Source organism: Candidatus Eisenbacteria bacterium (assembly GCA_013140805.1).
GTDB lineage: Bacteria > Eisenbacteria > RBG-16-71-46 > RBG-16-71-46 > RBG-16-71-46 > JABFRW01.
The window spans coordinates 1-22,015 of sequence record JABFRW010000132.1 but is presented as its reverse complement, the minus strand read 5'-3'; the positions used below and the strand labels follow the sequence as shown (position 1 = coordinate 22,015).

Genomic DNA, 22,015 nt, shown 5'->3' with positions numbered 1-22,015 from the left:
CGCCCGCACTGGCCGCGGTCGCCTCGCTCGTGCTGCTCGTCGCACTCGGGCTCGCGTGGCCTCAGCGCACCACTCGCTCATGGAACACGCTGTGGTCTCCGGCGGCGGCGGCACCCGAGCTGCGGCTCCAGGTCGAGCCCGGCTCCGTGACCGTATCTCCGGGCGCGTCGCTCGCAGTCCGAGCACGCGTGTGGGGCAGCGACCAGGCGCCGCGCCTGATCGCCGATGGCCTGCGCGCTGCGACTGCCACCACCGAGAGCGTCGAGCCCGGCGGTGCGCACGTGTGGCGCTTCGACCTTTCGCAGCTCACCCGAGCGACCGAGTACCGCGTGCGTATCGCGCACGTCGAGAGCCCGCGCTACCGAATCGGCATCGGGGGCGACGCGACCCCGGTCGGGTTCCGCATCGAGTACCGCGCGCCGGCCTACGCGCGCCTGCCGATCCAGAGCGGTGCTGCCGCGCGTGGAGATCTCTCCGCACTGCGCGGCAGCCGCGCGAGTGTCGAGGTGACGTTCGATCGCGATCTCGAGGCGCTCGAGGTGCAACTGCCCGACGGCAAGCGCGCACGCTGGTCCGCGAGCACGCCGCGGCGCTGGCGCGGCGAGGTCGCGATCGATCGCGAAGGCGACTACGAACTGGCGGCGCGGCTCGCCACCGCCACCGAATCGTCGCGACATCGCTACCGGGTGACCCCGCTCGCCGACGCACCGCCTTTGATCTCGGTGCGGGTGCCGGAGACCGATGTCGATCTGCCGTCCGGGCAACAGGTGCCGGTCGACGTGATGGCCGAGGACGATCTCGGACTCTCGGAATTGAAGCTCCAGTTCCGCAAGCGCGACGACCAGCCGTGGAGCGACGTACCGCTGGCGCGTTTCGCCGCACGACCGCGCGAAGCCGCGATTGCGAGCCGCTGGGATGCCGCGCCCGTCGCGCTGCTGCCGGGCGAGATCGCGACCTTCCGGTTCGTGGTGTTCGACGACAACACGGTGTCGGGCCGCGGCATGGCGACCAGTCGCTCGTTCGAGTTGCGCTTCCCGTCGCTCGCGGAACTCTATGAAAAGGTCGACGACCGCCAGCACGATGCGCAGACCACGCTCGAGAAGGCGGCCGAGCAGGCGCGCGAGCTGCAGAAGTCGCTCGACAAGCTGGCGCGCCAGGCCCCGCGCACGGCGATGCCGACGCCTCAGACTCAGGCGCGCGCCGAGGAGCTGAAGTCGGCGCTCCAGAGCCAGCAGGAGATCGCCAGGAAGATCGACGACGCCGCGCAGTCGCTGCAGCAGACGCTCGAGCAGTCGGCCGAGCGCAAGGCGTTCGACGACCAGCTCATGCGCAAGATGCGCGAGCTGCAGGAACTCATGAAGGAGATCCAGAGCAACGAGTTCAAGGATGCGATGAAGCGCATGCAGCAGGCGCTCGAGCAGCAGGATCCTTCGCGCCTCGAGTCACAGCTTCCGAAGATGCGGCAGGAGCATCCGGACATGCTCAAGAACCTGCAGCGCACCATCGACCTGCTCAAGCAGCTGCGCGAAGAAGAGCGGCTGCAGGCGCTGGCTCAGCGCGCGGACGAACTGAAGCAGCGGCAGGACGCGCTCAATCGCGAATTCGAATCGCCGAAGTCCGCCTCGAAGGACGCCGGCAAGAGCCCGGACCAGAAGCTCGCCGAGGAGCAGACCGAGCGCGCCGAGGACTCGCAGAAGCTCGCCGAGGACGTGAAGAAGGCCGCAGCCGAGAGCGAGCCCGACTCCCAGAGCGAGGAAGCGATGAGCGACGCGGCCGCCGAACTGAGCGAGAACGCGGCCTCTTCGCAGACCAGCGCTTCACAGTCGGCCTCGAAGGGCGATCGGAAGAGCGCCCAGAGTCAGGGAAAGCAGGCGAGCCAGAGTCTTCAGAAGGCTTCCGATCGGCTGCAAAAGGCGGTGCAGGATCTGCAGAAGCAGGACGAGGATCTCGATCTGGCGGCAGTGCGGCGCGCGGCGCAGGACTTGGTGGCGCTGCAGCGCTCCGCCGACGCGAGCCTCGAGTCGGAGCAGTCGCCGAGCGCCACCTCGGATCAGATGACCGATCTGGCCGAAGGCGCCGAGCGCGTGGCCGACTCGCTCAGCCAGCTCGCCGCGCGCACGCCGATGCTGTCGCCGAGTCTGCAGAAGTCGCTCGGACGCGCGATCAAGGGGCTGCAGCAGTCGGGCCGCGAGATGGCCGGCGGACAGAGCGGTCGCGGTCAGGAGAGCGGCCGCCAGGCGACCCGCGCGCTCAACGAAGCGGTGCTCGAGCTGCGCGAGTCCGAGTCGTCGATGTGCAATCAGCCCGGCAACGGCCCGCCGCAGGGCAAGAAGAGCGGCGGCAGCCCGAAGAAGCTCGGCGAAGTCGGCCAGCGTCAGAGCGAGATCAATCGAGAGACCCGTTCGCTCGCGCAACGGCTGACCGAACAGGCGCGACTCTCGGCCGGTGATCAGGCCGAGATGCGGCGCCTCGCGGACGAACAGGCGCGGTTGCGCGAAGCGGTCGAGTCGATCCAGAACGAAGAGAAGCGCGAGCAGCAGTTGCTCGGGCGCCTGGACCAGACGCAGCGCGAGATGAAGGAAGTCGAAGAAGCGCTCGAGTCCGGGCAGCCGCTCGGCGACATCGAGTCCAAGCAGACGCGGATTCTCTCGCGACTGCTCGACGCCCAGCGTTCGGTCAATCGCCGAGACTTCGAGCCCCAGCGCGAGTCGCGCCCCGGCGAGGAGTCATCGCGTCCGAGTCCGGCCGCGCTCTCGCCCGAGCTGCTGCGGCAGACCGATCGGCTGCGCAACGACCTGCTCAAAGCTGAAAGTGATCGCTACCCGGCGCAGTACCGCGCATTCATCGAGAGCTACTTGAAGCGGCTGAACGGAGGCGGGCGTTGACGATCGCGCCGCGAACGCGAGGCGTTCGCAGCCCGCGTGCGCTCGGTCCGATCGGATTCGCGTTCGCCGCATGCTTGGGCCTCGCGGTGCCGCAGCTCGCGCACGCGGCCGATGCGCCCGATGCGGCGCGCGTGCAGCGCGGTGAGCGCCTTCCCGGCCGGGTGCTCGAATCGCAGATGCTGGTGTTCGAGAACGTGATCGAGTACCCGCGCGGCCGCTCGCAGAAGCCCTACGCCCCGCTCGATGATGCATTCGCCGAACGCCTCGGCCGCGTGCGGCTGCTGTATCAGCAGGCCCACTGGGCGGCAGCGCGCGATACGCTCGGGCGGTTGCTGGCCGCGAGACCGCACCAGCCGCTGGTGCTCGCGGAGCTGGCCGCGGTGCACGCGGCCCGCAATGACTGGCGAGCGATCGAGCAACTGGGACGCGCCGAGCGCATGGCCACGCACGATTCACTCCTGCTCGCCGGCGAATACGCCGACGCGCTCGAGCGACTCGGCCGCCCGCGCGAGGCTGCTCAGGTCATGCTCGAGGCGTGGATCGTGGCGCCCGATCTGGAGCCGTGGGCGTTCCCGTCGCTGCGCCGACTGGCGCGCGACGCTCGCGGTGTCGCACTGATGCGAGACGTCGCGCTGGCGCAGCCGCGTCGTCCGGATCTGGCGCGCGGTGCGGCACGCATCGCGTGGGACGCCGGCGACGCGCGAACCGCACTGGCGGTGCTGGCGGCCGTCGAAGATCAGGGCGAGGGGACGCCGTTGCGCTGGAGCGTCGCCGAGGAAATGTTGTTCTCGCGCACCGCGGCTGACAGCTCGGGCGCGATCGAGCTGATGCTCGACCTCGCGGGCGACGCGCGTCGCAACGAAGCGCATCGCCTCGCCGCTGCACGCGGAGCGCGTTCGGTCGCCGAACGCAGAGCCGGTGCGGCCGCGCTGGCCCCGCGGCTCACACGCGCGCTTCGCGAAGTGCCGGTCTCTCACTGGGGCGGTGATCTGGCGCTCGGACTCGCGCGTGATCTGCGCGCGGCCGGACTCAAGGACGAAGCGCGACAGTTGCTCGCGGATGCGGGTACGGCCGCCGGCGACGATCCCGCGCTGGCGCTCGAACGTGCGATGGAGTCACTGCGCGACCGCGTGGACGAGCGCTCGCTGAACGGCCTCGAACAGATCGCCAGGAGTTCGCCCGAAGCTGGCTTCCAGTTCGCCGAGGCGCTGTTCTTCGCCGGCCGGCCGGACTCGGCGCTCGCCTGGTACACGCGTGCGAGCCAGGACCCGGGTGCTTCCGTCACGGGTGCCTCACTCGAGCGCATGTATCTGATCGAGGATGCCGACCCGCGCACCGCATTACCCGCGCTCGGGCGGCTGGCATGGCAGGAGTGGCGCGGAGAGCCGAAACAGGCGTTGGCGCTCGCCGACTCGCTCTACCGCGTGCTGCCGCGCATGGGGTTGTGGGCGCACACCGCACTCGCGCTCGCGCGCCTGCGCGAGGCGACCGGCGAGGGGCGCGCCGCACTCGAGCCGCTGCTCGCACTCGCCGATTCCATTCCCGCGGACCGCCTCGCTTCGATCGCGCGTCAGCGCGCGGGCGACGTGCTGCGCCACTGGTACAACGACGATCGCCGCGCACTCGAACAATACGAGGAGTGCCTGGCCCGTTACCCGCGGGCCTGGAACGCCCCGGAGGTTCGGCGGCAGGTGCAGGCGATCCGAAAGGAGAAGCGCTTCTGATGTTGCGAATCCTCGCGCTCTCACTCGCGCTGCTCGTCGTCTCGCCCGCACTGGCGCTCGCCAAGCTGCTGGTCCCCATGGACGCGTCGCAGACCGATCATCTCAAGGCCTATGGACTCGCCTACTGGGTGCTCGTACGCGGAAAGAAGGCCGAATGGCTTCTCAACTACCGCGGCGGATCGTTCCTGCTGCTCGACGATGCCGAGACCGAGCGCGAGGCGAACGTGCGCGGCGTGTCGTTCGAGAAGATCGGCGGCGGTGCCGAGGCCACGATCCGCGCGACGATCGCCGACGAGAACATGGAATCGGTGGCGCTCGAAAAGGCTCCGCGCGTCGGCGTGTACATCCCGCCGAACACGCCGCCGTGGGACGACGCGGTCACACTCGCGCTCGAGTATGCCGACATTCCGTACACCAAGCTATGGGACGAGGAAGTGCTGAAGGGCGATCTCACCAAAGTCGACTGGCTCCACCTGCACCACGAGGACTTCACGGGCCAGCACGGCAAGTTCTACGCCGCGTATCACAACATGCCGTGGTATCTCGAAGAAGAGCGCGTGCAGCAAGCGATGGCGGCCAAGCTCGGCTTCGCGAAGGTCACGCAGCTCAAGGGTGCCGTCGCGCAGACGATTCGCGACTACGTGGGCCGCGGCGGATTCATGTTCGGCATGTGCTCCGCCACCGACACCTACGACATCGCGCTCGCCTCGGCGGGGCTCGACATCGCCGAAGTGGTCTACGACGGCGATCCCTCTGACCTGAGCGCGAACGCTCGACTCGATTACGGCCGCACGCTCGCGTTCAAGGACTTCCGGCTCGAGATGGACCCGTTTCTGTACCGCTTCTCCGACATCGACGTGACCGCCGAAGCCTCGCAGCGCGGGCCGAACACGGTGTTCACGCTGTTCGACTTCTCGGCCAAGAACGACCCGGTGCCGACCATGCTGGTGCAGGACCACGTCAACGCGGTACCGGAGTTCCTCGGTCAGTCGACCGGCTTCCGGCGCTCCAAGATGAAGAGCCACGTGCTGGCGCTCGGCGAAGTCGAGGGCAGCGACGAAGTGAAGTACCTGCACGGCCAGTTCGGGCGCGGCACCTTCACGTTCCTCGGCGGGCACGATCCCGAGGACTATCAGCACATGGTCGGCGATCCGCAGACCGACCTCTCCAAGTACCGGCACTCGCCGGGCTACCGGCTGATCCTCAACAACGTGCTGTTCCCGGCCGCGGAGAAGAAGAAGCAGCGGACGTAGGGGCGACTCGCGAGAGACGATCCCGCTCGCACACCCGAACCGTCGCGCTTCGCGCAACCCTCGCTGCGATCACTTTGGTTGTCATGACAACCATGCGTGACAGACCGAGCTTGACACTCCATCCGGCAGCTGGAATCTCGATCGCCATTTCGGTCGTTTTCTCCGCCGAAGCGAACCCATGCGACGCGAATCCCCGGCGCAGCGGGCCGGCACACCTCCTGCGGTGACCCTCGTGGCTCATGCTTCGTCGATTCAACGGCCACGAGAGGGAGGCGCCGAGATGCGGACGATCAGTCAAAGCTTCACACAGTTGGCGGCGGCGGGGTTGTCGTTGGCATTCATCGCTACGAGTGCGCATGCCTGGACTTCGATCAAGGCGGTCAAGACGGCGACCGGCGGGATCGTCAACGACGTGCAGGTCGTCGCTGATGGAACGGGCGGCACCTATACCTGTTGGTCGGATAATCGCAATGCGAACTTCGACGTCTTCGTTCAGCACCTGGATGCCGCCGGAGCGGTGATGCCGGGCTGGTCGGCGACCGGGAACGCCGTTGCCACTCAACCGGGCGATCAGGTCCTCCCCCGCATGGCGTTGGGTCTCTCCGGAGGAGTGATCGTGACCTGGGAGGATGGCCGACTCTCCAATAACACGGACATCTATGCTGCGAGATTGACCCGAACCGGGGTGCTGGAGTGGACCTCTCAGGTCTGCAACACGACGGGCGATCAGCGTGCGCCGCTGATCGTCTCGGACATGGCGGGCGGAGCCGTGATCTCGTGGTGGAATCAACCCCTTCAGGTGTTCACGGCTCAGCGCCTGAACAGCGCGGGAGGAAAGGTGTGGCTCTCCATCGGAGTCACTCCTTCCACCGCGGGCAACCAATTCCATCAGGACCTGGTGAGTGATGGAGCGGGAGGCGCCCTCATCGCCATCAACTCAGGTTGGCTGAGAGTTCATCAGCTGAGCGGCTCCAACGGGGATCCCGCGTGGGTGCCGGCCGACGGGACACTCATCGTGGCTGACAATTCTCCGTTTCCGAGCCTCGCCGCCGACGGCCTCGGCGGTGCCTACGTCGCCTACTCCTACACCGCCAGCGCCGGGAACATCAACATCGCGGCGTCTCATGTTTCGTCGTCGGGTCAGCTCATGTCGTCGATGGTCCTGTGCGCGGCACCGTTCCACCAGGTCGTTCCAAAAGTCGTCTGCGATGGCGAGGGTGCGATCGTGGCCTGGAATGACTATCGCCGGAACCTGGGCTCGGCCACAGACTGGTACGCGGCCCGGATCAAGCCGGATCCGATCAATCCCCCGGCGGACGTGCTCGACAGTTGCAACTGGCCAACCGACGGGCTGATCGTGATGAAAGACCTGACGACCGACCAGGAAATCGTCACGAACATGGTGAGTGACGGCCACGGTGGCGCTGTCCTGGCGGCCCAGACGAGTGTGACCTCGGATATCCTCGCGCGCCGAATCCGACGGGAAGGACTTCGTGATTCATCGAGCCTCCTCGCGAGCGGGGCCGTCGTTCAGAGCCGCCCCTCGATCGCGCGCGTGGCGGCCGGAAAGACGGTAACCGTCTGGAGAGAGGGCTCGAACGCGATCAACGCCCAGGAGCTGACCTTCGTCCAGGATCCTGCCGGACCCAGCCTCACGGTCAGCACCGGATTTCGCAGCGTCAGGTTGGATTGGGTGGGGCCAGGCAACGACCCGGTCCTCGGTGCGGTCCAGTCGTTCGAGGCTCGCTACGCTTCGGCACCGATCACGGATGCCAACTTCTCCGCTGCGGCCTTGATGGGGAGCATGGTCGTTTCGGGTCCTCCCGGAACGCCCTATTGTGCCTCCGTCGTCACGCCGGTGTGTGGGCTGTACTACTTCGCGGTCCGCAGCATCTATGCCGTTTGCAGCGGGCCGTCGCTCCTCAGGACGCTGTCAGCGAACGCCAAATGCTCCGGCACCTCGGCAGTCGTCTGTGAATTTGCGGCGCGATCGCCCACACCCATCGACGACGGGCCGAGCATCGACACTCAGGCGCGTGAACTCGAGCTCGCCACTCCGAGGCCGAACCCGTCGGCCGAGCGGGCGACGCTGAGCTTTTCGATTCCCTCGACCCTGCAGGGCAAACCCTACGAGCTCGCCGTCTTCGACCTGACCGGTCGCCGGATCCAGCTCGTCGACAAGGGCGTGGCGACGGCCGGCCGGTTCAGCATGGACTGGAACCTGCGCGGCGACCATGGTCGGCGGGTATCGGCGGGCGTCTACTACGTTCGCCTGGTCGTCGGCGTCGAAATGAGAAAGCAGTCGATGATGGTTCTCGACTGACCGATTCCGAATCGCCGTTGTTGCGAGAGCCTCCGAGGGACGATCCGATCGTGGATCCCTCGGAGGCTCTTTTCGCTTGCACGGTCCTCACGTCGTGATCAGAATCGCGGGAGCACGGGCGGGAACGTCGGGAACCGGGAAGCCTCCTGCGAGTCACCACATGATGCCCGCCACAATCAAATCCTTCGATCATGCCGCGCGAGCCCACATCGCGTCGCTCTTTCGCACCTGCCCGCCCGAGACCTTCCTCGCCGAACTCGAGACCCACACACCCGAGTCGAGAGCGGAGCGCGTCACCTTCCAGAAGTATCGAGGCTGGGCTCTGTACGACGCAGGACAGTATGCGCGCTCGCGCCCGCATCTCCTGCGAGCGCTGCGCTGGTCCGCCCCCGGCTCGGACGAGCGCTCTCTGGTTCGCGGACTGCTCGGCGAGTGCTATCTGCGGCTCGGCCAATTCAACCGAGCCGAGCGATGCGTGCGTCGCGCCCTCTCGGGGGGCTGCCTCGTCGATCCTGAGAACTTCATCCAGGCTGGCCACCTGTTCATGCTCGCGAGAGCGCAGTGCCGTCTGGGGCATCTGACGCATGCGCTCGAGACTTATCACCGGGCGCGCTCGCTCGTGGACTCGAGCAGCCCGCACTGGACTTCACTCGTGAGCGGCGCGGCGCAGGTTCATCTTCACCTCGGCGAACTCCGAGAAGCGGATGCTCTGATCGCGGAGTGTCGCAAGTCTCTCGACCTTCATGCGGGCAAGCACCAGTCGTGGGTGAACGCGAGCATCGAGTGTCCGCTTGCTCTCGCTCTGGGTGACATCGAGCGTGCCGACCGTGTCGTCGAGGACGCGATGCGAGCATTCAATGATCGATCGGGCGAACGCATTCGGTTTCTGCTCGCCGAATCGCGCGCATCGGTTCTCAATGCGCGTGGGCGATATGCGGAATCGGAACGGTTGCTGCGCGACATCCTCTCGCATGCCGTCCTGGGCGGTCGCAATAGTGACGCCGTGGCATCGGCATCGCGCATTCTCACCGAGTGCCTCATGGGTCAGGGCCGCTATGCCGAGGCCCTGGAAACGTCCCGGGTCGCGGTACGGGCCGGGAGCGTGGACGACCGCCTCGAATGGGTGATCGCACTGCGCCTGATGGGTGAATGCCAGAGTGCCCTTGGAGCCGAAGACGAGGCGCAGAAGACCTTCCGCGAGGCCTCGAGCCTGCACGCGAGCACGCAGTTCGCAGCCGAACGGGCGCGGTTCGAAGCCTCGCTTCGACGCTCGGGACTCGACGCCAGGGCGGGCGCGAACCCGAGATTGCATCTCCCGGGGCCGGGCGAACGATTCGGGGCGCATCGACTCACGCTCGCCTCGGGGCGGTCGTTCGTGTCCTGCGACACGCCGTTGGTCGAAGCGATTCGCGCGACCTCGCTCACCGATCTTCCGGTGCTCATCGAGGGGGAGACGGGTACCGGCAAAGAGCTCGTCGCGCACCTCATTCACGAACTCGGGCCGCATTCCCGAGGGCGCCTGGTCGTGGTGGATTGCACTTCATTGCCAGAGTCCCTCGCCGATGTCGAGTTGTTCGGCGCGACTCGCGGCGCCTACACCGGGGCGCACCAGGAGCGCGCGGGATTGCTCGCACAGGCGGACGGCGGAACCCTTCTGCTCGACGAGCTTCCGGAGCTGTCGAGGGCGCTGCAGGCGAAGCTGCTGCGAGTGATTCAGGAGGGCGCGTATCGAAGAGTAGGCGAAGATCGGTCGCGCAGCGTCAAGACGCGATTCGTCGCCACCACGAATCAGAGCCTGCAGGATCTGCTCGACTCGGGCGCCCTCAAGCCGGACCTGTTTTATCGACTGAGCGGCCACCGGCTGTGCATTCGCCCGCTGCGCACCCGCCGCGAGGAAATTGGGCCGCTCGCGGCCGAGATCACGAAGCGCGCTGGACTGGGTGGGGTGATGCCCGACGCCGTCGAATGGCTCGAGGCTCAGGACTGGCCGGGGAATGTGCGGCAGTTGGAGATGGTCCTGCGACTCGCATCCGCGACCTGCGGGCTCGGTGCGATGCTGCAGCGAACCCACCTCGAGCCACACCTCGCTCCCGGGCGATGGCGTGCCGAATCGCCTGCAGGCTCCTCGGAGCCCCATCATGCGATGACCCTTCGAGCCCGCAGGGCAGTCGTGGAACGGGTTGCGTTGGAGCAGGCGCTCGCGGATAGCGGCGGCGTCTTGACACGAGCCGCGCGCTCCCTCGGGATTTCTCGCCAGGCGTTCTACAAGGCGGTCCGGCGCACCGGGGCCTCGTATCAGGGCAATCCGTCGAGAGTGCCGTGAGGCACCGACGTGCGCTCCATCCGCATCACGAGGTCGTCCCAGCCCCGAACACCTCGCGCATCCGCGGCGTCACCTGGTCGAGCGCTTCGTCGAACGAGATGCGCGTGAGGCCGAGCAACGACTTGAGCCGATCGTTGCGAAATCCGGCGCGCAGTGGACGCGGCGCAGCCTGATTCAGCACCGACGTCCGCCGGCCTTCGACCAGCGAAGCGTCGGCGCCGAGCCGCTGTGCCACGCGTGCGGCAAACTCCACGCGCGACACCAGCTCGTCGCACGCCACGTTGAGCACGCTCGGAGCACCTGCCGCGAGCAACGCTTCGCGCTCGATCAGGCGCAACGTGAACTCGGCCAGCCACGGCGCGAGGATCGGCGTCGCGAGCTGATCGTTCGGCACCACCAGCGGCTTCCGATCGCGGAAGTACTCGACGCAACGCACCAGGTAGTTCTTGCGGTCGCGGTCGAGCCCGATATCGAACACGTTCGTCACCCGCAGAATCGCGTGACGCGGCACCGTGGCAACGCGCGCTTCGCCCTCGAGCTTCGAGCGTCCGTACACGTTCAGCGGGTGCGTCGGCGCATCCTCGGCGTAGGGCCCCGCGATGCCATCGAACACGTAGTCGGTGCCGAACCACACCAGCGGCACGTCGTGTTCTCGGCACCAGCGCACCGTCGGCTCGAGTTCGAGCACGTTGCGGCGCCACGTCTCCTCGGCGTGCGACTCGCAGTAGTCCACGTTGGTGAGAGCACTGGCGAGAATCACCAGCGTCGCGCGCGCCGCGTCGAGCAGCGGCGCCGGATCGTTCGCGAAGTCGAAGGGCTCGAGGCCCTCCGCCGGACGGGTGCGATAGGTCCCGCGCACCGGCAGTCCGCGCTCATGCATCGCACGCACGTACGAGCTGCCGACCAGGCCCGAACCGCCGAGCACGAACGGTCGCGCGAGGATCGGATGCGGCGCCGATGTCACCGACGCGGCCCGAGTCGCGGCAGGGCGTTGGGCGAAGCTTCGCGCGGGTAATTGAGCGCCGAGCGATTCCAGTCCACGACCGACACCGGGCGATTGATTGTGTTGCGGTAGTTGCGCGCGGTGTAGAGCGAGAGCACCGCCATCGCCACGCACAGGTAGAAGAGATCCGCGACCACTGCGACCTCGAAACCCCACGGCCAACGCCCGCTGATCTCGACCCACAGCCCCCAGGCGTTCAACACGAACATCGGAACCACCATGTAGAGGGCGATGCGCAGCGGCACCGTGGTCGAGCTCAGGATGCCGGCGACCGCGAAGCGCGTCATGGTGTAGAGGTTGTAGTGGCTCCTGCCCGCGATGCGCTGCTGGCGGTCGAAGCGGATCGCCTTGCGTTTGAAGCCGAAGTGCGCGATCTCGGCGCGGATGAACGGGTAGGTGCTCAAGCCCGTTGCGACCGCATCGCGCACGTCGCTCGAGATCAGGCAGAACTCCGCCATATCCAGGATGATGTCGCTGTCGGCGATCAATCGGTTCAGCCGGTAAAAAATCTTGCGCATCGCGGTGATCACGAGCGGCTCGGCGCGGCGATTGCGTTCGCCGTAGACGATGTCGAATCCCTCCGCCCAGTGCTCGATGAAGCGCGGGATCATCTCGGGCGGATCTTCGCAGTCGACGTCGATGAAGCAGATCGCGTCGCCGGCGGCCTGCTTGAGTGCGGCGGTCATGGATTGCTGGTAGCCGAAATTGCGCGACATGCGCAGCAGCTGAACGCGCGGGTCCTTCGCCCGGATCTCGAGGATTCGCTCACGCGTGCGATCGGTCGAGGCGTTGTCGCTGAACAGAATCTCGAAGTCGTAGCGGTCTTCGAGCGGCTCGAGCGCCGCGGCGAGACGCGCGTAGAACAGCGGAACCGACACTTCCTCGTTGGCGACCGGGCTGATGACGGTGACGAGCTTCTTCATGGGCAGCCGGCGCGCGTCATCGGTGTTTGAGCGCCCAGTCGTACGCGATCACGTCGTTCTCGAGCGGATCCATGCGCACGATTTCGTGGGGGTCGTGTTCGTGCGAGGCGCAGTTCGCCACCATCGCCGGCTCGACACCAATGCCCTTGAAACCATTCCACACGCCGGGCGGCACCTGGACGAGCACGTAGTGGTCCGCGCCCACAAAGATCTCCTGCAGCTCGCCCCTCGTCTTCGAGTCGGGGCGCGCGTCGTAGAGCACCAGCTTGATGCGCCCGACCGGTACCGCGTAATTGAGCACCATCACTTTGTGGAGGTGCCAGCCCTTGATCGCGCCCGGGTACACCATCGAGAAGTAGATCTCGCCGAAGCCCTTGAAGTGCGGATCGCTGGCGCGCAGCACGTGCATGATCTTGCCGCGCTCATCGAGGATCTGCTTGAGCGGTTGAATCAACACGCCTTCGATCATGCCGTCCCCTTCAGGAAATCGCGGTACCACGTCACGGTTTCGCCGAGTGCGCGGTCGAGCGGATAGCGACTCTTCCAGCCCAGCACCTGTTCGGCGCGCCGCGACGACAGGAACTGCTTGCCGATCTCGGCCACGGCCTCACCGCGCACGTCGGGCGCGAGCCGCACTCCGACCGACTTCACAATCTGCTCGACCAGTTCGAGCACGCTGAGCGGCTTCTCGGCCGAGAAGTTGAACGCCTCGCCCTTCACTTCGGGGCGATGCAAGTGCTCGGCGAGCAGCAGGTAGGCGTCGACCACTTCCTTCACGTACACGTAGTCGCGCACCAGCGTGCCGTCGCTGCGGATCAACGGCCGTTCGTCGCGCAACAGCGAGCGGATGGTGCCGGGGATGATGCGGTCCCAGTTGAGATCGCCCCCACCGTAGATGTTGCCGCAGCGGGCGATCGCGGCCGGCAGGCCGTAGGTGGCGAAGTAAGAACGCGTGATGACATCGGTGCACAGCTTGGAGGTGTCGTACGGGAACCGCGCCTCGAGCGGGGTGTCTTCGGTATAGGGCAGCACCTTCGCCTCGCCGTAGGCCTTGTCGCTCGACGCGATCACGATCCGCTGAACCAGGTCGCGGTGGCGTCGGCAGGCTTCGAGCAGCGAGTAGGTGCCGCGCACGTTCGACTCGAAGGTCTCGTAGGGGTCGCGGTAGGCGCACCGCACCTGGGTCTGAGCGGCAAGGTGGAACACCGTGTCGACGCGGTGGTGATTGAGCGCTCGCTCGATGGTGGCGAGTTCCTGGACCTCGCCGTCCACCACCGAAGCACGCTTCACGTCACCGCTTCGATAGAGCTCCGACTGCGGATCGTGATCGCGCACCAGCACCACGACGTCCGCGCCCTTTTCGAGCAATGCTCGCACCAGCCACGAACCCACGAGCCCGGTGGCACCGGTCACGAGGACGCGACGCCCGCTCCATTCGCTCACGCACGCCTCCACGGCGCCTTGCCGGTCTGCCACATGTCGGAAAGCGTGCGCACGTCGCGCAGCGTGTCCATGCACTGCCAGAAGCCTTCATGCCGGAACGCGCACAGCTCGCCCTGTCCGGCCAGCACTTCCAGCACGTCGCGCTCGAGCACCGTGTCGTCGCCCGTGATGATGTCGAGCACCCGGGGCTCGAGAACCATGAAACCGCCGTTGATCCAGCCCTGCTTCAACTGGCGCTTCTCGGCGAACGCCTCGACCCGATCACCGTTCAGATCCAGCTCGCCGAAGCGGGCGGGCGGATGCACCGCGGTGACGGTGGCGAGCTTGCCGTGCGCGCGGTGGAACGCGACCAGCGCGCGCAGATCGACATCGCACACGCCATCGCCATACGTGAGCATGAAAGGCTCGCGCCGCAGATGCGAGGTGCAGCGCTTGAGGCGCCCGCCGGTCTCGGTCGCCGCACCGGTTTCGACCAGGTTCACCTTCCAGTGACGAGGCGTCGACTCGTGACGCACCACGCCGCCGGTCTTCAAGTCCACTGCGAGATCCCCCGACAGCGTCGTCCAATCGACCACGTACCGTTTGATCATGTGCCCGAGGTAGCCGAGTGCGACCACGAACTCGTCGAAGCCCTGGCTCGCGTACAGATCCATGATGTGGTGCAGGATCGGCCGGTCGCCGATCTCGACCATGGGCTTGGGGCGAAGGCTGGTCTCTTCGGAGAGCCGGGTGCCGAGCCCGCCGGCGAGGATCACGGTCTGCATGTGGGGTCTCGGGGGAGTCCGAATCGCGCATCGGGAGGCGCCGGATCGAGCCGGCGCGCGGTCGGCCCGTGACGAGAGCGCGAAAGATTTTCGCACTGCGGCCGCGAAGCACGCAAGGGAGATGCGGAAACTCGCGCAGCCCTCGCAGGTCGCACATCGCCCGCGCACGGCTTGCGGCGCGCCCGAGGCCGGGCGGCGGTCGGCCGAGGCCCGGGCATTCAGAATGCATGACTCCCCCCTCAATCCTTGGAAAGTGATGATTCGCGGGCGGCTGGCCGCGGCCTTGCACTAGGTGAAAGACAGAGCAACGGGGAAGGCGGCGGGCCCAAGCAATCGCCGGCGCGCGCGAGACGCACGTAAAACCAGGTGGTGTGATCGGACCAAGGCTGATCCCTCGATCCACTGCCGTGGGTGACCGCGATCCGACCGGGATCGACCACCCCAGATCACGACCGGGGCGCCCTGCGAGGCGCCCCTTCGTGTTGGGTACCGGAGCGTGTTCGCTCGTCGCGACTCGGACGTAGTGTAGGGTCGAAGGCGAAGCATTCACGACGACCCCCGGGAGAACCCACGATGACTGGCAAGACCGAAACGACGAGCGGCCGCGTCCAGCCGCACAACGAACGACCCGCGGCGGTGTGGAGCGCGGGAGGCAGCGACTACGACCAGATCAGTCGCGGGATCTCCGACTCGATCGAGCACTGCGTCATGCGGCTGAATCCCCGGCCCGGCGAGCGGATCCTCGACCTGTCGACAGGGACCGGCTGGACCTCGCGCCTCGTGACGCGCCGCGGCGCCACCGTGATCGGCGCCGACATCGCTGCCGATCTACTCGAGGCGGCGCGCGCCAACGCGACGGCCGCAGGCCTCTCGATCGAGTATCAGCTCGGTGACGCCGAGAATCTCCCGTTCAGTGACGGTGAGTTCGACGCCGTGGTGTCGACGTGCGGCATCATGTTCGCCACTCGCCCCGAAGCGGCGGCGGCGGAACTCGCGCGCGTGTGCCGCAAGGGCGGCCGCATCGCGCTCACGACCTGGCTCTCGGACAGCAATGTGTTCGAGATGTTCAAGGTGATGAAGGCGTACATGCCGCCGCCACCGAATCCGGCCCCGCCGTCGCCGTTCGAATGGGGCCGCACCGAGCGCCTGCGCGAGCTGCTGGCGAGCGCCTTCGAGCTGCGCTTCGAGAAGGGCGTCTCCTACTACCGCGAGCCGAGCGGCGAGGCGGCCTGGCAGACGTTTTCGAAGGGCTACGGCCCCACGCGCATGCTCGCGAACAACCTCGACGCGGAGAAGCGCGAGGCGCTGCACAAGGACTTCGTCGCGTTCCACGAAAAGTTCGCGACCGAGCTCGGCACCTGCGTGCCGCGAGAGTACTGGCTGACGATCGGAGTTCGGAACTGATGAAGGACTAGTTCTTCTGCGTGCTGTCGGCCGGGGCCGCCGGCTTCTCCAGCAACCGGCGCCGCTCCACTTCCTTCTTCAGCACGTCTTTGTTCAGCACCACGAACTCGACCCGCCGGTTCTTCGCCCAGTTCACTTCGCCATCGTTCGGCGCCAGCGGCTTCGACTCGCCGTAGCCCTTGACCGTGAACTGCTCGTCCTTGAGCGTCGGCTGCTTGCCCAGCAGGTAGGTCTCCACCGCCTTGGCCCGCGACAGCGACAGCTGCTGGTTCGCCGTTGCCGAGCCGCGTCCGTCGGTGTGACCGCCGATCTCGATCTTCAGCTGCGGCCACTTGACCATCAGTGCCGCCACCGCATCGAGGGTCGGGAAGCTCTCCGCCAGGATGTCGCTCTTGGCGGTCTCGAAGTTCACGTTCTGCAGCCGGATCGTGCCGGTATCGAGCAGCTCGGTTTCGCGCTCCACCAGCTCGATCGGGCAGCCCTTGTCGTCGACTCGCAGGCCGGCAGGGGTCGCCTCGCACTGATCGAGGCCGTCGAACACGCCGTCGCCGTCCGAGTCGCTCGGGCAGCCCTTGTCGTCGACCGTCGCTCCGGTCGGCGTGTTGGGGCACTGGTCGAGGCCGTCGAACACCTTGTCGGAGTCGGCATCGCTCGGACAGCCCTTGGCGTCGACGGTGGCGCCCTTGGGCGTCTCGGCGCAGGTATCGAGCCCGTCGAACACGCCGTCGCCGTCTGCGTCGCTCGGGCAACCGTTCTTGTCGACGGTGGCGCCCTTGGGCGTTCCGTCACACTTGTCGATGCCGTCGAATACGCCATCGCCGTCGCCGTCGGTCGGGCAGCCGCGCGCGTCCACCTTGGCGCCGATCGGAGTTGCCGGGCACTGGTCGAGCCAGTCGCGCACGCCGTCCAGGTCGATGTCCTTGTTCTTGCCGCCGAGCGTGAATTGAATTCCGGCGTAGGCGCCGACGTGGTTGCTGAACTCCTTCGAGTCGCGATCGCGGAACATCACGTCACGCACCTCGAGTCGCAGAGACGTGCGCGGGCTGCCGAACAGGCTGAACAGCGCACCCATGCCGAGCTGCGGCGCGCCGCGCTCGAGGTCCTTCGGAATCGCGCCATCGAGACTGCTCTGCGCGTAGCCGACACCGGCCTGGATGAACGGCACCACCCGCTGCTCCGCAGGACGCAGGTTGAATCGCAGCGCGATTCCGCCGGTCATGAACGTGGCATCACCGCCCGGAAACGTATCGGCACTCGAAGGCGCGTAGAGGGCGTAGCCCTCGGTCACGAACCACGACTGCCAGCGATAGCCGAGCGTGAACCCTGCCGCCGGGCCGGTCTCGACGCGCGCACGGGCGTCGGGGCTGAAGATGCCGGCGAAGCCTGAGAACTCCCACGGAGTGCCGGCGACCTGTGCGTGCACGGGGGCGGCGAACAGCGAAACCAGAACGAGCGACCACCACAGGCGACGACGCATGCCGAGCGAGCCTCCGGAGCAACTTCAGAAGATGAGCGGGAGTACGAATCGTCGCGCGCCGCACGGTGGATGAGGAGTCGGGAGCGCGCCCCACACGAGGGTCAAAGGTCGGTAAGTGCTACCATCCGCGCCCGCACAGGTCAACGCGCCGGCCGCACCCGCCGCGACCGCTCGCAGCGCCGGATTTACGAGCTTTTCGAGCCTGCCTGACCCCTCCGGAGGTGCCATGACCGTCGAGGAACGCACGCAACTCATCGCCCGCTACGCCGCCGGAGTACAGGCCGTGGATGAAGCCCTTCAAGGGTTCCCCGCCTCCGAGTGGACCGCGCGCCCGATCGCCGGCAAGTGGACCGCGCGCGAGATCATTCACCACCTGGCCGATAGCGAGACGCTCTCCGCGTTGCGGATCCGCAAGCTCCTGACCGAAGAGCAGGCGGTCCTTCAGGGCTACGACCAGGATCACTACGCGGTTCGCCTGCGTTACAACGAGCGCGATCACACGGATGCACTGGTGGCCTTTCGTGCCGCGCGGCGCAACACCGTTCCGGTGCTCGAGGCCATGACCGATGCGGACTGGCAGCGCGCCGGCACTCACACCGAAGCGGGGCCGTTCAGCGCCGAGCGGTGGCTCAAGGTCTACGCGGCGCACGCACACGGACATGCCGAGCAGCTCGAGCGCCTCAAAGCGGCGCTGAAGGGCGCGTGAGCTCGGCTCCCGGCTGGCGCTGCCGCGATCGCGAACTCGACCTGAGCGACCGCCCGCTGGTGATGGCAGTGCTCAACGTGACTCCGGACTCGTTCTCGGATGGCGGGCGTTACGCAGACCCCGCGGCCGCGATTGCGCGGGCGCGCGAGCTGGCCGCGGCCGGCGCGGACATCCTCGATCTCGGCGGCGAGAGCACGCGACCGGGCTCCGAGGCGGTTGCTCCCGAGGAACAGTGGCGGCGGCTCGAGCCGGTGGTGCGAGCACTTGCAGCACCCGACGGTCCGACGCTCTCGATCGACACCCGCGACGCGCAAGTCGCCGACTGGGGCCTCACAGCCGGCGCTCACATCGTGAACGACGTGTCGGCACTCGGCGATCCGGCGATGACGGCCGTGGTGGCGCGCCATCGAGCGGGGCTCGTCCTGATGCACATGCAGGGCGTCCCCGGCACCATGCAGCAGAAACCGAGCTACGAGGACGTGGTGCGAGAAGTCGCGGCGTTTCTCGGCGAACGGTCCGATCGAGCGATCGCAGCCGGTGTCCCGCGCGAGGCGATCGCGCTCGATCCGGGGATCGGCTTCGGCAAGGCGATCGAGCACAACATGCAGCTGGTCGCGCGGCTCGACGAGCTGGCGCGTCTCGGCTTCCCGGTCGTGATCGGCGCCTCGCGCAAGAGCTTCATCGGGCGCATGACCGGGGCCGAAGTGCACGACCGTCTGCCGGGGAGCATCGCGATGGCATCGATCGCAATCTTCCAGGGGGCCCGCATCGTGCGCGCGCACGACGTGGCGGAGACCCTGCAGGCCGTTCGCATCGCCGAAGCGGTCCGCTCCGCGCGCCGCTGAGCGCTCGAGACGCGCGGAATCGTGGCCACGCGCGCGCACGTTCTGTTACGCTCGACGCGGTCCGGAGCGCCACCGCATGAATCCCGTTCACTCCGTCTGGGTCTTCGATCTCCTCGACATCCTGCTGGTCGCCTTCCTCTTCTACCGCCTGCTGATCCTGGTGAAGGGAACGCGCTCGGCTCAGATGTACGTGGGCTTGCTCGTGATCGCTCTGGTCACGTTCCTCGCGCGCCAGTTCGACCTGATCGCGATCCGGTGGATCGCCGACAGCCTGAAAACCGTGTGGCTGATCGGATTCGTAATCGTGTTCCAGCCCGAGATCCGCCACATGCTCGCGCAATTCGGGCGCACGCGTTACTTCCGTTCGTTCCTTCGCGGCGACCACTACGGAGTGTTGGGCGAGATCATTCGCGGCGTCGAAACGCTCTCGCAGCGCCGTCACGGTGCGCTGATCGTGATGGAGCGGAACGTGGGGTTGCGTAACTTCGTCGAGACCGGCACGCGCCTCGACGCCAAGGTCAGCGCCGAGCTTCTGGTGACGCTCTTCAGTCCCGGCTCGCCGCTGCACGACGGCGCGGTGATCGTTCGCGAAGAAACCGTGATCGCCGCCTCGTGCATCCTGCCGCTCTCGGCCGCAGCGCAGGCACCGGTCGGGCTCGGTACGCGCCATCGCGCCGGCCTCGGGCTCTCCGAAGAAACCGACGCGGCCGTGATCGTCGTGAGCGAAGAGAGCGGCGGCATTTCGGTGGCCTATCGCGGTCACATGAAGCGCTTCCTGAACGAAGGCGAACTGCGCAGCGAGCTGTCGCGCATCTTCCGCCTGCGTCCCGAGGACGAAGCCGCGGCCGGCCCAGGGCCGGTCGATTCGGTCAGCGGCACCACCACGCGCGACGATTCGCCGGCGGGTCGCGACCGCATGGAGAAGGCCGCAGGCTGACGCTGCCCACCTCGCGTCGAGCGCGCCTCACCGCGTCCCGCCTGCGTGACGGCGAACGCTGCGTGCGACGGCTGTGGCTCAAGGTCCATGCGCCCGAACTCGGGAGCGGCGGGAGCGAATTCGATCGACGGCTCGCCGACCACGGGATCGCCCACGAGCGCGAAGTGGCGGCGCGCATTCCCGGACTGGTCGGGCCGCTCTTCGACGGTCACGGCGACCTCGAAGCCGCCGCGGAGCGCACGCTCGAGCTGCTGCGCACCACTCGCGACCCGCTCTATCAGCCCGCGTTTCTGTCACGCGATGGTCGACGGGCCGGCGTGCCGGACTTCGTGCTTCACGACGGCGACGGACTGGTGCTGCGCGATGCGAAGACGTTCGTGAATCCCGGCGGACTCACCGCCGCGCGTCTGCAGATGGCGCACTACTCCGCACTCGTCGAGGAGTCGCTCGGAGCACCCCCGCTGCGCTGCGAAGTGATCAACGGGCGGCACGAAGTGTTGCGGGTCGAGCTGCCGCCGCGCGCCGAATACGACGCGCTGATCGCCCGCATGGCCGCGGTGATCGAGTCACCCGATGAGCCCGAGCTGTTGCAGTCGCACTCCAAGTGCGAGGGCTGCGGCTTCTATGGCCACTGCTGGCCGCGCGCGATTCGAGAGGGCTGGATCGAGATCCTGCCGGCGGTCAATCGGATGAACCAGCCGCAACTTGCGCGCCTCGGCCTGGGCCGCATCCCGGCACTCGCGGCCGCCGATCCGGTGTGGCTCACTTCGCAGGGCATCAAGGGGCGCACCGAAGACCTGGTGCTCGAGGCACGTTCTCGCGCCGAGGGCCGCGCACTGTGGCGCCGGGCGCCCGGGATGCCGAGCGGCCGTACGCTGGTGTGGTTCGATCTCGAGGGCGACCCTTCGGCCGACGTCGAAGTCCCGATTTACCTGTGGGGCTACGCAGTCGACGCCCAGCCGACCGCGACTTCGGCCGCAGCATTGGCGTGCGAAGCGGTGATCGCGGCACCCGGGCGCGACGGCGATCGAGCGGCGTGGGAGGACTTCCTCACCCGCGCGGCCGCGATCTTCGCCTCACACCCCGACGCCCTGTGGATCCACTACGACGAGTACGAGCGCACGTGGCTCAAGCGGTACCTGGAACGATACGGAGATCGAGCCGCGATCGGCGCGCGGTTGCTCAACTCGATGTTCGATCTGTGCCGGGCGCTCAAGCAGTCGGCGGTGCTTCCGATCACTTCGTATTCGATCAAGCGCGTCGCCGCGCATCTGGGCTTCAAGTGGAGCGATCCCGCGATGGGCTCCCAGTGGTCGATCGTCCAGTACGAGCGCGCCCGCGCCGCCCCGGACGTGGCCGAACGGGAGCGTCTCTTCGAGCCGATTCGGAGTTACAACGCCGACGATCTGCGGGCCATGAAGTGCGTCTGGGACTGGATGGTCCGTGACGGCCTCGCACCTTGACGAACCGAGCACTGGAGCCATAACGTTCCCGGCCCGCTCGACCCATCGGTCGAGCCTCCCTCTCGCGGCGGCGTAGCTCAGCTGGTAGAGCAGGAGAATCATAATCTCTGTGTCCGGGGTTCGAGTCCCTGCGCCGCCACCACCCATCGCGCTTCGCCGCACGCGCTTGCGCCGTATCGAGCCCCTGCTGCGCGCAGCCCTCGAGGGCCCGTGTCGGGTCCCGCGGGGCGCTCGCATCCTGATCGCCGCAAGCGGCGGCGCCGACTCGACGGCCCTCCTGATCGGTCTCGCGCGACTGGCGCACGAGCGCGCACTCTCGCTCCACGTCGCGCATCTTCATCATGGACTGCGCGGCGCGGCGGCCGATGCCGATCGCGCGGAGGTCGAGGGGCTGTGCGCGCGGCTCGGCCTGCGCCGCACCTCTGCCCGCTGGGACACGCGCGCGCGCATGCGCCGCCGCGGGCTGAGCGGACAGCGCGGCCTGCGAGTGCTGCGGCGCGAGTTCCTGTCGACGGTCGCGCGCCGGGTTGCGGCCGACCGGA

Annotated in this window: 17 protein-coding genes and 1 tRNA gene; 12 read left to right on the top strand and 6 right to left on the bottom strand. The window is 67.5% G+C overall.

The features are described from left to right. The 5 genes from HOP12_10515 to HOP12_10495 form a co-directional block, all read left to right on the top strand. Window positions 1–2,885: hypothetical protein (locus HOP12_10515; GenBank protein NOT34590.1), on the top strand; the 2,885-nt coding region annotated here is incomplete at its 5' end. After that, complete coding sequence (locus tag HOP12_10510) at window positions 2,882–4,609, top strand: hypothetical protein (GenBank protein ID NOT34589.1); 1,728 nt, start codon at window positions 2,882–2,884, stop codon at window positions 4,607–4,609. The genes HOP12_10515 and HOP12_10510, both read left to right, overlap by 4 nt. Further along, window positions 4,609–5,862: an asparagine synthetase B gene (locus tag HOP12_10505; GenBank protein ID NOT34588.1), complete on the top strand. Its 1,254-nt coding sequence runs from the start codon at window positions 4,609–4,611 to the stop codon at window positions 5,860–5,862. The genes HOP12_10510 and HOP12_10505 overlap by 1 nt, the downstream gene beginning before the upstream one ends. Window positions 5,863–6,142: 280 nt before the next feature. Continuing rightward, window positions 6,143–8,185 carry a hypothetical protein gene (locus tag HOP12_10500; GenBank protein NOT34587.1) on the top strand — a complete coding sequence of 681 codons (2,043 nt, stop codon included), beginning with the start codon at window positions 6,143–6,145 and terminating at the stop codon, window positions 8,183–8,185. A gap of 160 nt (window positions 8,186–8,345) precedes the next feature. Continuing rightward, window positions 8,346–10,508 (top strand): sigma 54-interacting transcriptional regulator, encoded by a 2,163-nt coding sequence (locus HOP12_10495; GenBank protein ID NOT34586.1) that lies wholly within the window; start codon window positions 8,346–8,348, stop codon window positions 10,506–10,508. Between the two features lie 25 nt (window positions 10,509–10,533). Here HOP12_10495 and HOP12_10490 read toward each other — a convergent pair whose 3' ends face one another. Genes HOP12_10490 through rfbF form a run of 5 tightly spaced genes read right to left on the bottom strand, consistent with a single transcriptional unit; the run spans window position 10,534 to window position 14,641 of the window. Then, complete coding sequence (locus HOP12_10490) at window positions 10,534–11,472, bottom strand: sugar nucleotide-binding protein (protein ID NOT34585.1); 939 nt, start codon at window positions 11,470–11,472, stop codon at window positions 10,534–10,536. Beyond that, window positions 11,469–12,434, bottom strand: a complete 966-nt coding sequence (locus tag HOP12_10485; GenBank protein ID NOT34584.1) for a glycosyltransferase family 2 protein — start codon at window positions 12,432–12,434, stop codon at window positions 11,469–11,471. Before HOP12_10485 ends, HOP12_10490 begins: the two co-directional genes overlap by 4 nt. A gap of 16 nt (window positions 12,435–12,450) precedes the next feature. Further along, window positions 12,451–12,903, bottom strand: coding sequence for a dTDP-4-dehydrorhamnose 3,5-epimerase family protein (locus tag HOP12_10480; protein NOT34583.1), 453 nt, complete (start codon window positions 12,901–12,903; stop codon window positions 12,451–12,453). Beyond that, window positions 12,900–13,889, bottom strand: coding sequence for an NAD-dependent epimerase/dehydratase family protein (locus HOP12_10475; protein ID NOT34582.1), 990 nt, complete (start codon window positions 13,887–13,889; stop codon window positions 12,900–12,902). Before HOP12_10475 ends, HOP12_10480 begins: the two co-directional genes overlap by 4 nt. Next, window positions 13,874–14,641 carry a glucose-1-phosphate cytidylyltransferase gene (gene rfbF / locus HOP12_10470; protein ID NOT34581.1) on the bottom strand — a complete coding sequence of 256 codons (768 nt, stop codon included), beginning with the start codon at window positions 14,639–14,641 and terminating at the stop codon, window positions 13,874–13,876. The genes HOP12_10475 and rfbF overlap by 16 nt, the downstream gene beginning before the upstream one ends. A 573-nt stretch (window positions 14,642–15,214) precedes the next feature. Here rfbF and HOP12_10465 point away from each other — a divergent pair. Continuing rightward, window positions 15,215–16,045, top strand: a complete 831-nt coding sequence (locus tag HOP12_10465; GenBank protein NOT34580.1) for a class I SAM-dependent methyltransferase — start codon at window positions 15,215–15,217, stop codon at window positions 16,043–16,045. Between the two features lie 7 nt (window positions 16,046–16,052). On the opposite strand, the gene HOP12_10460 is transcribed toward HOP12_10465, so the two are convergent. After that, complete coding sequence (locus HOP12_10460) at window positions 16,053–17,522, bottom strand: OmpA family protein (protein ID NOT34579.1); 1,470 nt, start codon at window positions 17,520–17,522, stop codon at window positions 16,053–16,055. Window positions 17,523–17,748: 226 nt separating this feature from the next. Here HOP12_10460 and HOP12_10455 point away from each other — a divergent pair, with 226 nt between their 5' ends. The 6 genes from HOP12_10455 to HOP12_10430 form a co-directional block, all read left to right on the top strand. Continuing rightward, the gene (locus HOP12_10455; protein ID NOT34578.1) at window positions 17,749–18,228 is read left to right on the top strand and encodes a hypothetical protein; all 480 of its coding nucleotides are present in this window, start codon (window positions 17,749–17,751) and stop codon (window positions 18,226–18,228) included. Window positions 18,229–18,290: 62 nt separating this feature from the next. After that, window positions 18,291–19,073, top strand: a complete 783-nt coding sequence (gene folP, locus HOP12_10450; GenBank protein ID NOT34577.1) for a dihydropteroate synthase — start codon at window positions 18,291–18,293, stop codon at window positions 19,071–19,073. Window positions 19,074–19,149: 76 nt separating this feature from the next. Next, the gene (locus HOP12_10445) at window positions 19,150–20,010 is read left to right on the top strand and encodes a TIGR00159 family protein (GenBank protein ID NOT34576.1); all 861 of its coding nucleotides are present in this window, start codon (window positions 19,150–19,152) and stop codon (window positions 20,008–20,010) included. Window positions 20,011–20,072: 62 nt separating this feature from the next. After that, window positions 20,073–21,473, top strand: a complete 1,401-nt coding sequence (locus HOP12_10440) for a TM0106 family RecB-like putative nuclease (protein NOT34575.1) — start codon at window positions 20,073–20,075, stop codon at window positions 21,471–21,473. Between the two features lie 66 nt (window positions 21,474–21,539). Continuing rightward, window positions 21,540–21,615: transfer RNA gene (locus HOP12_10435), tRNA-Met, on the top strand. Window positions 21,616–21,648: 33 nt separating this feature from the next. Further along, window positions 21,649–22,015 (top strand): tRNA(Ile)-lysidine synthetase (locus HOP12_10430; GenBank protein ID NOT34574.1); only part of this gene is annotated, 367 nt, incomplete at its 3' end.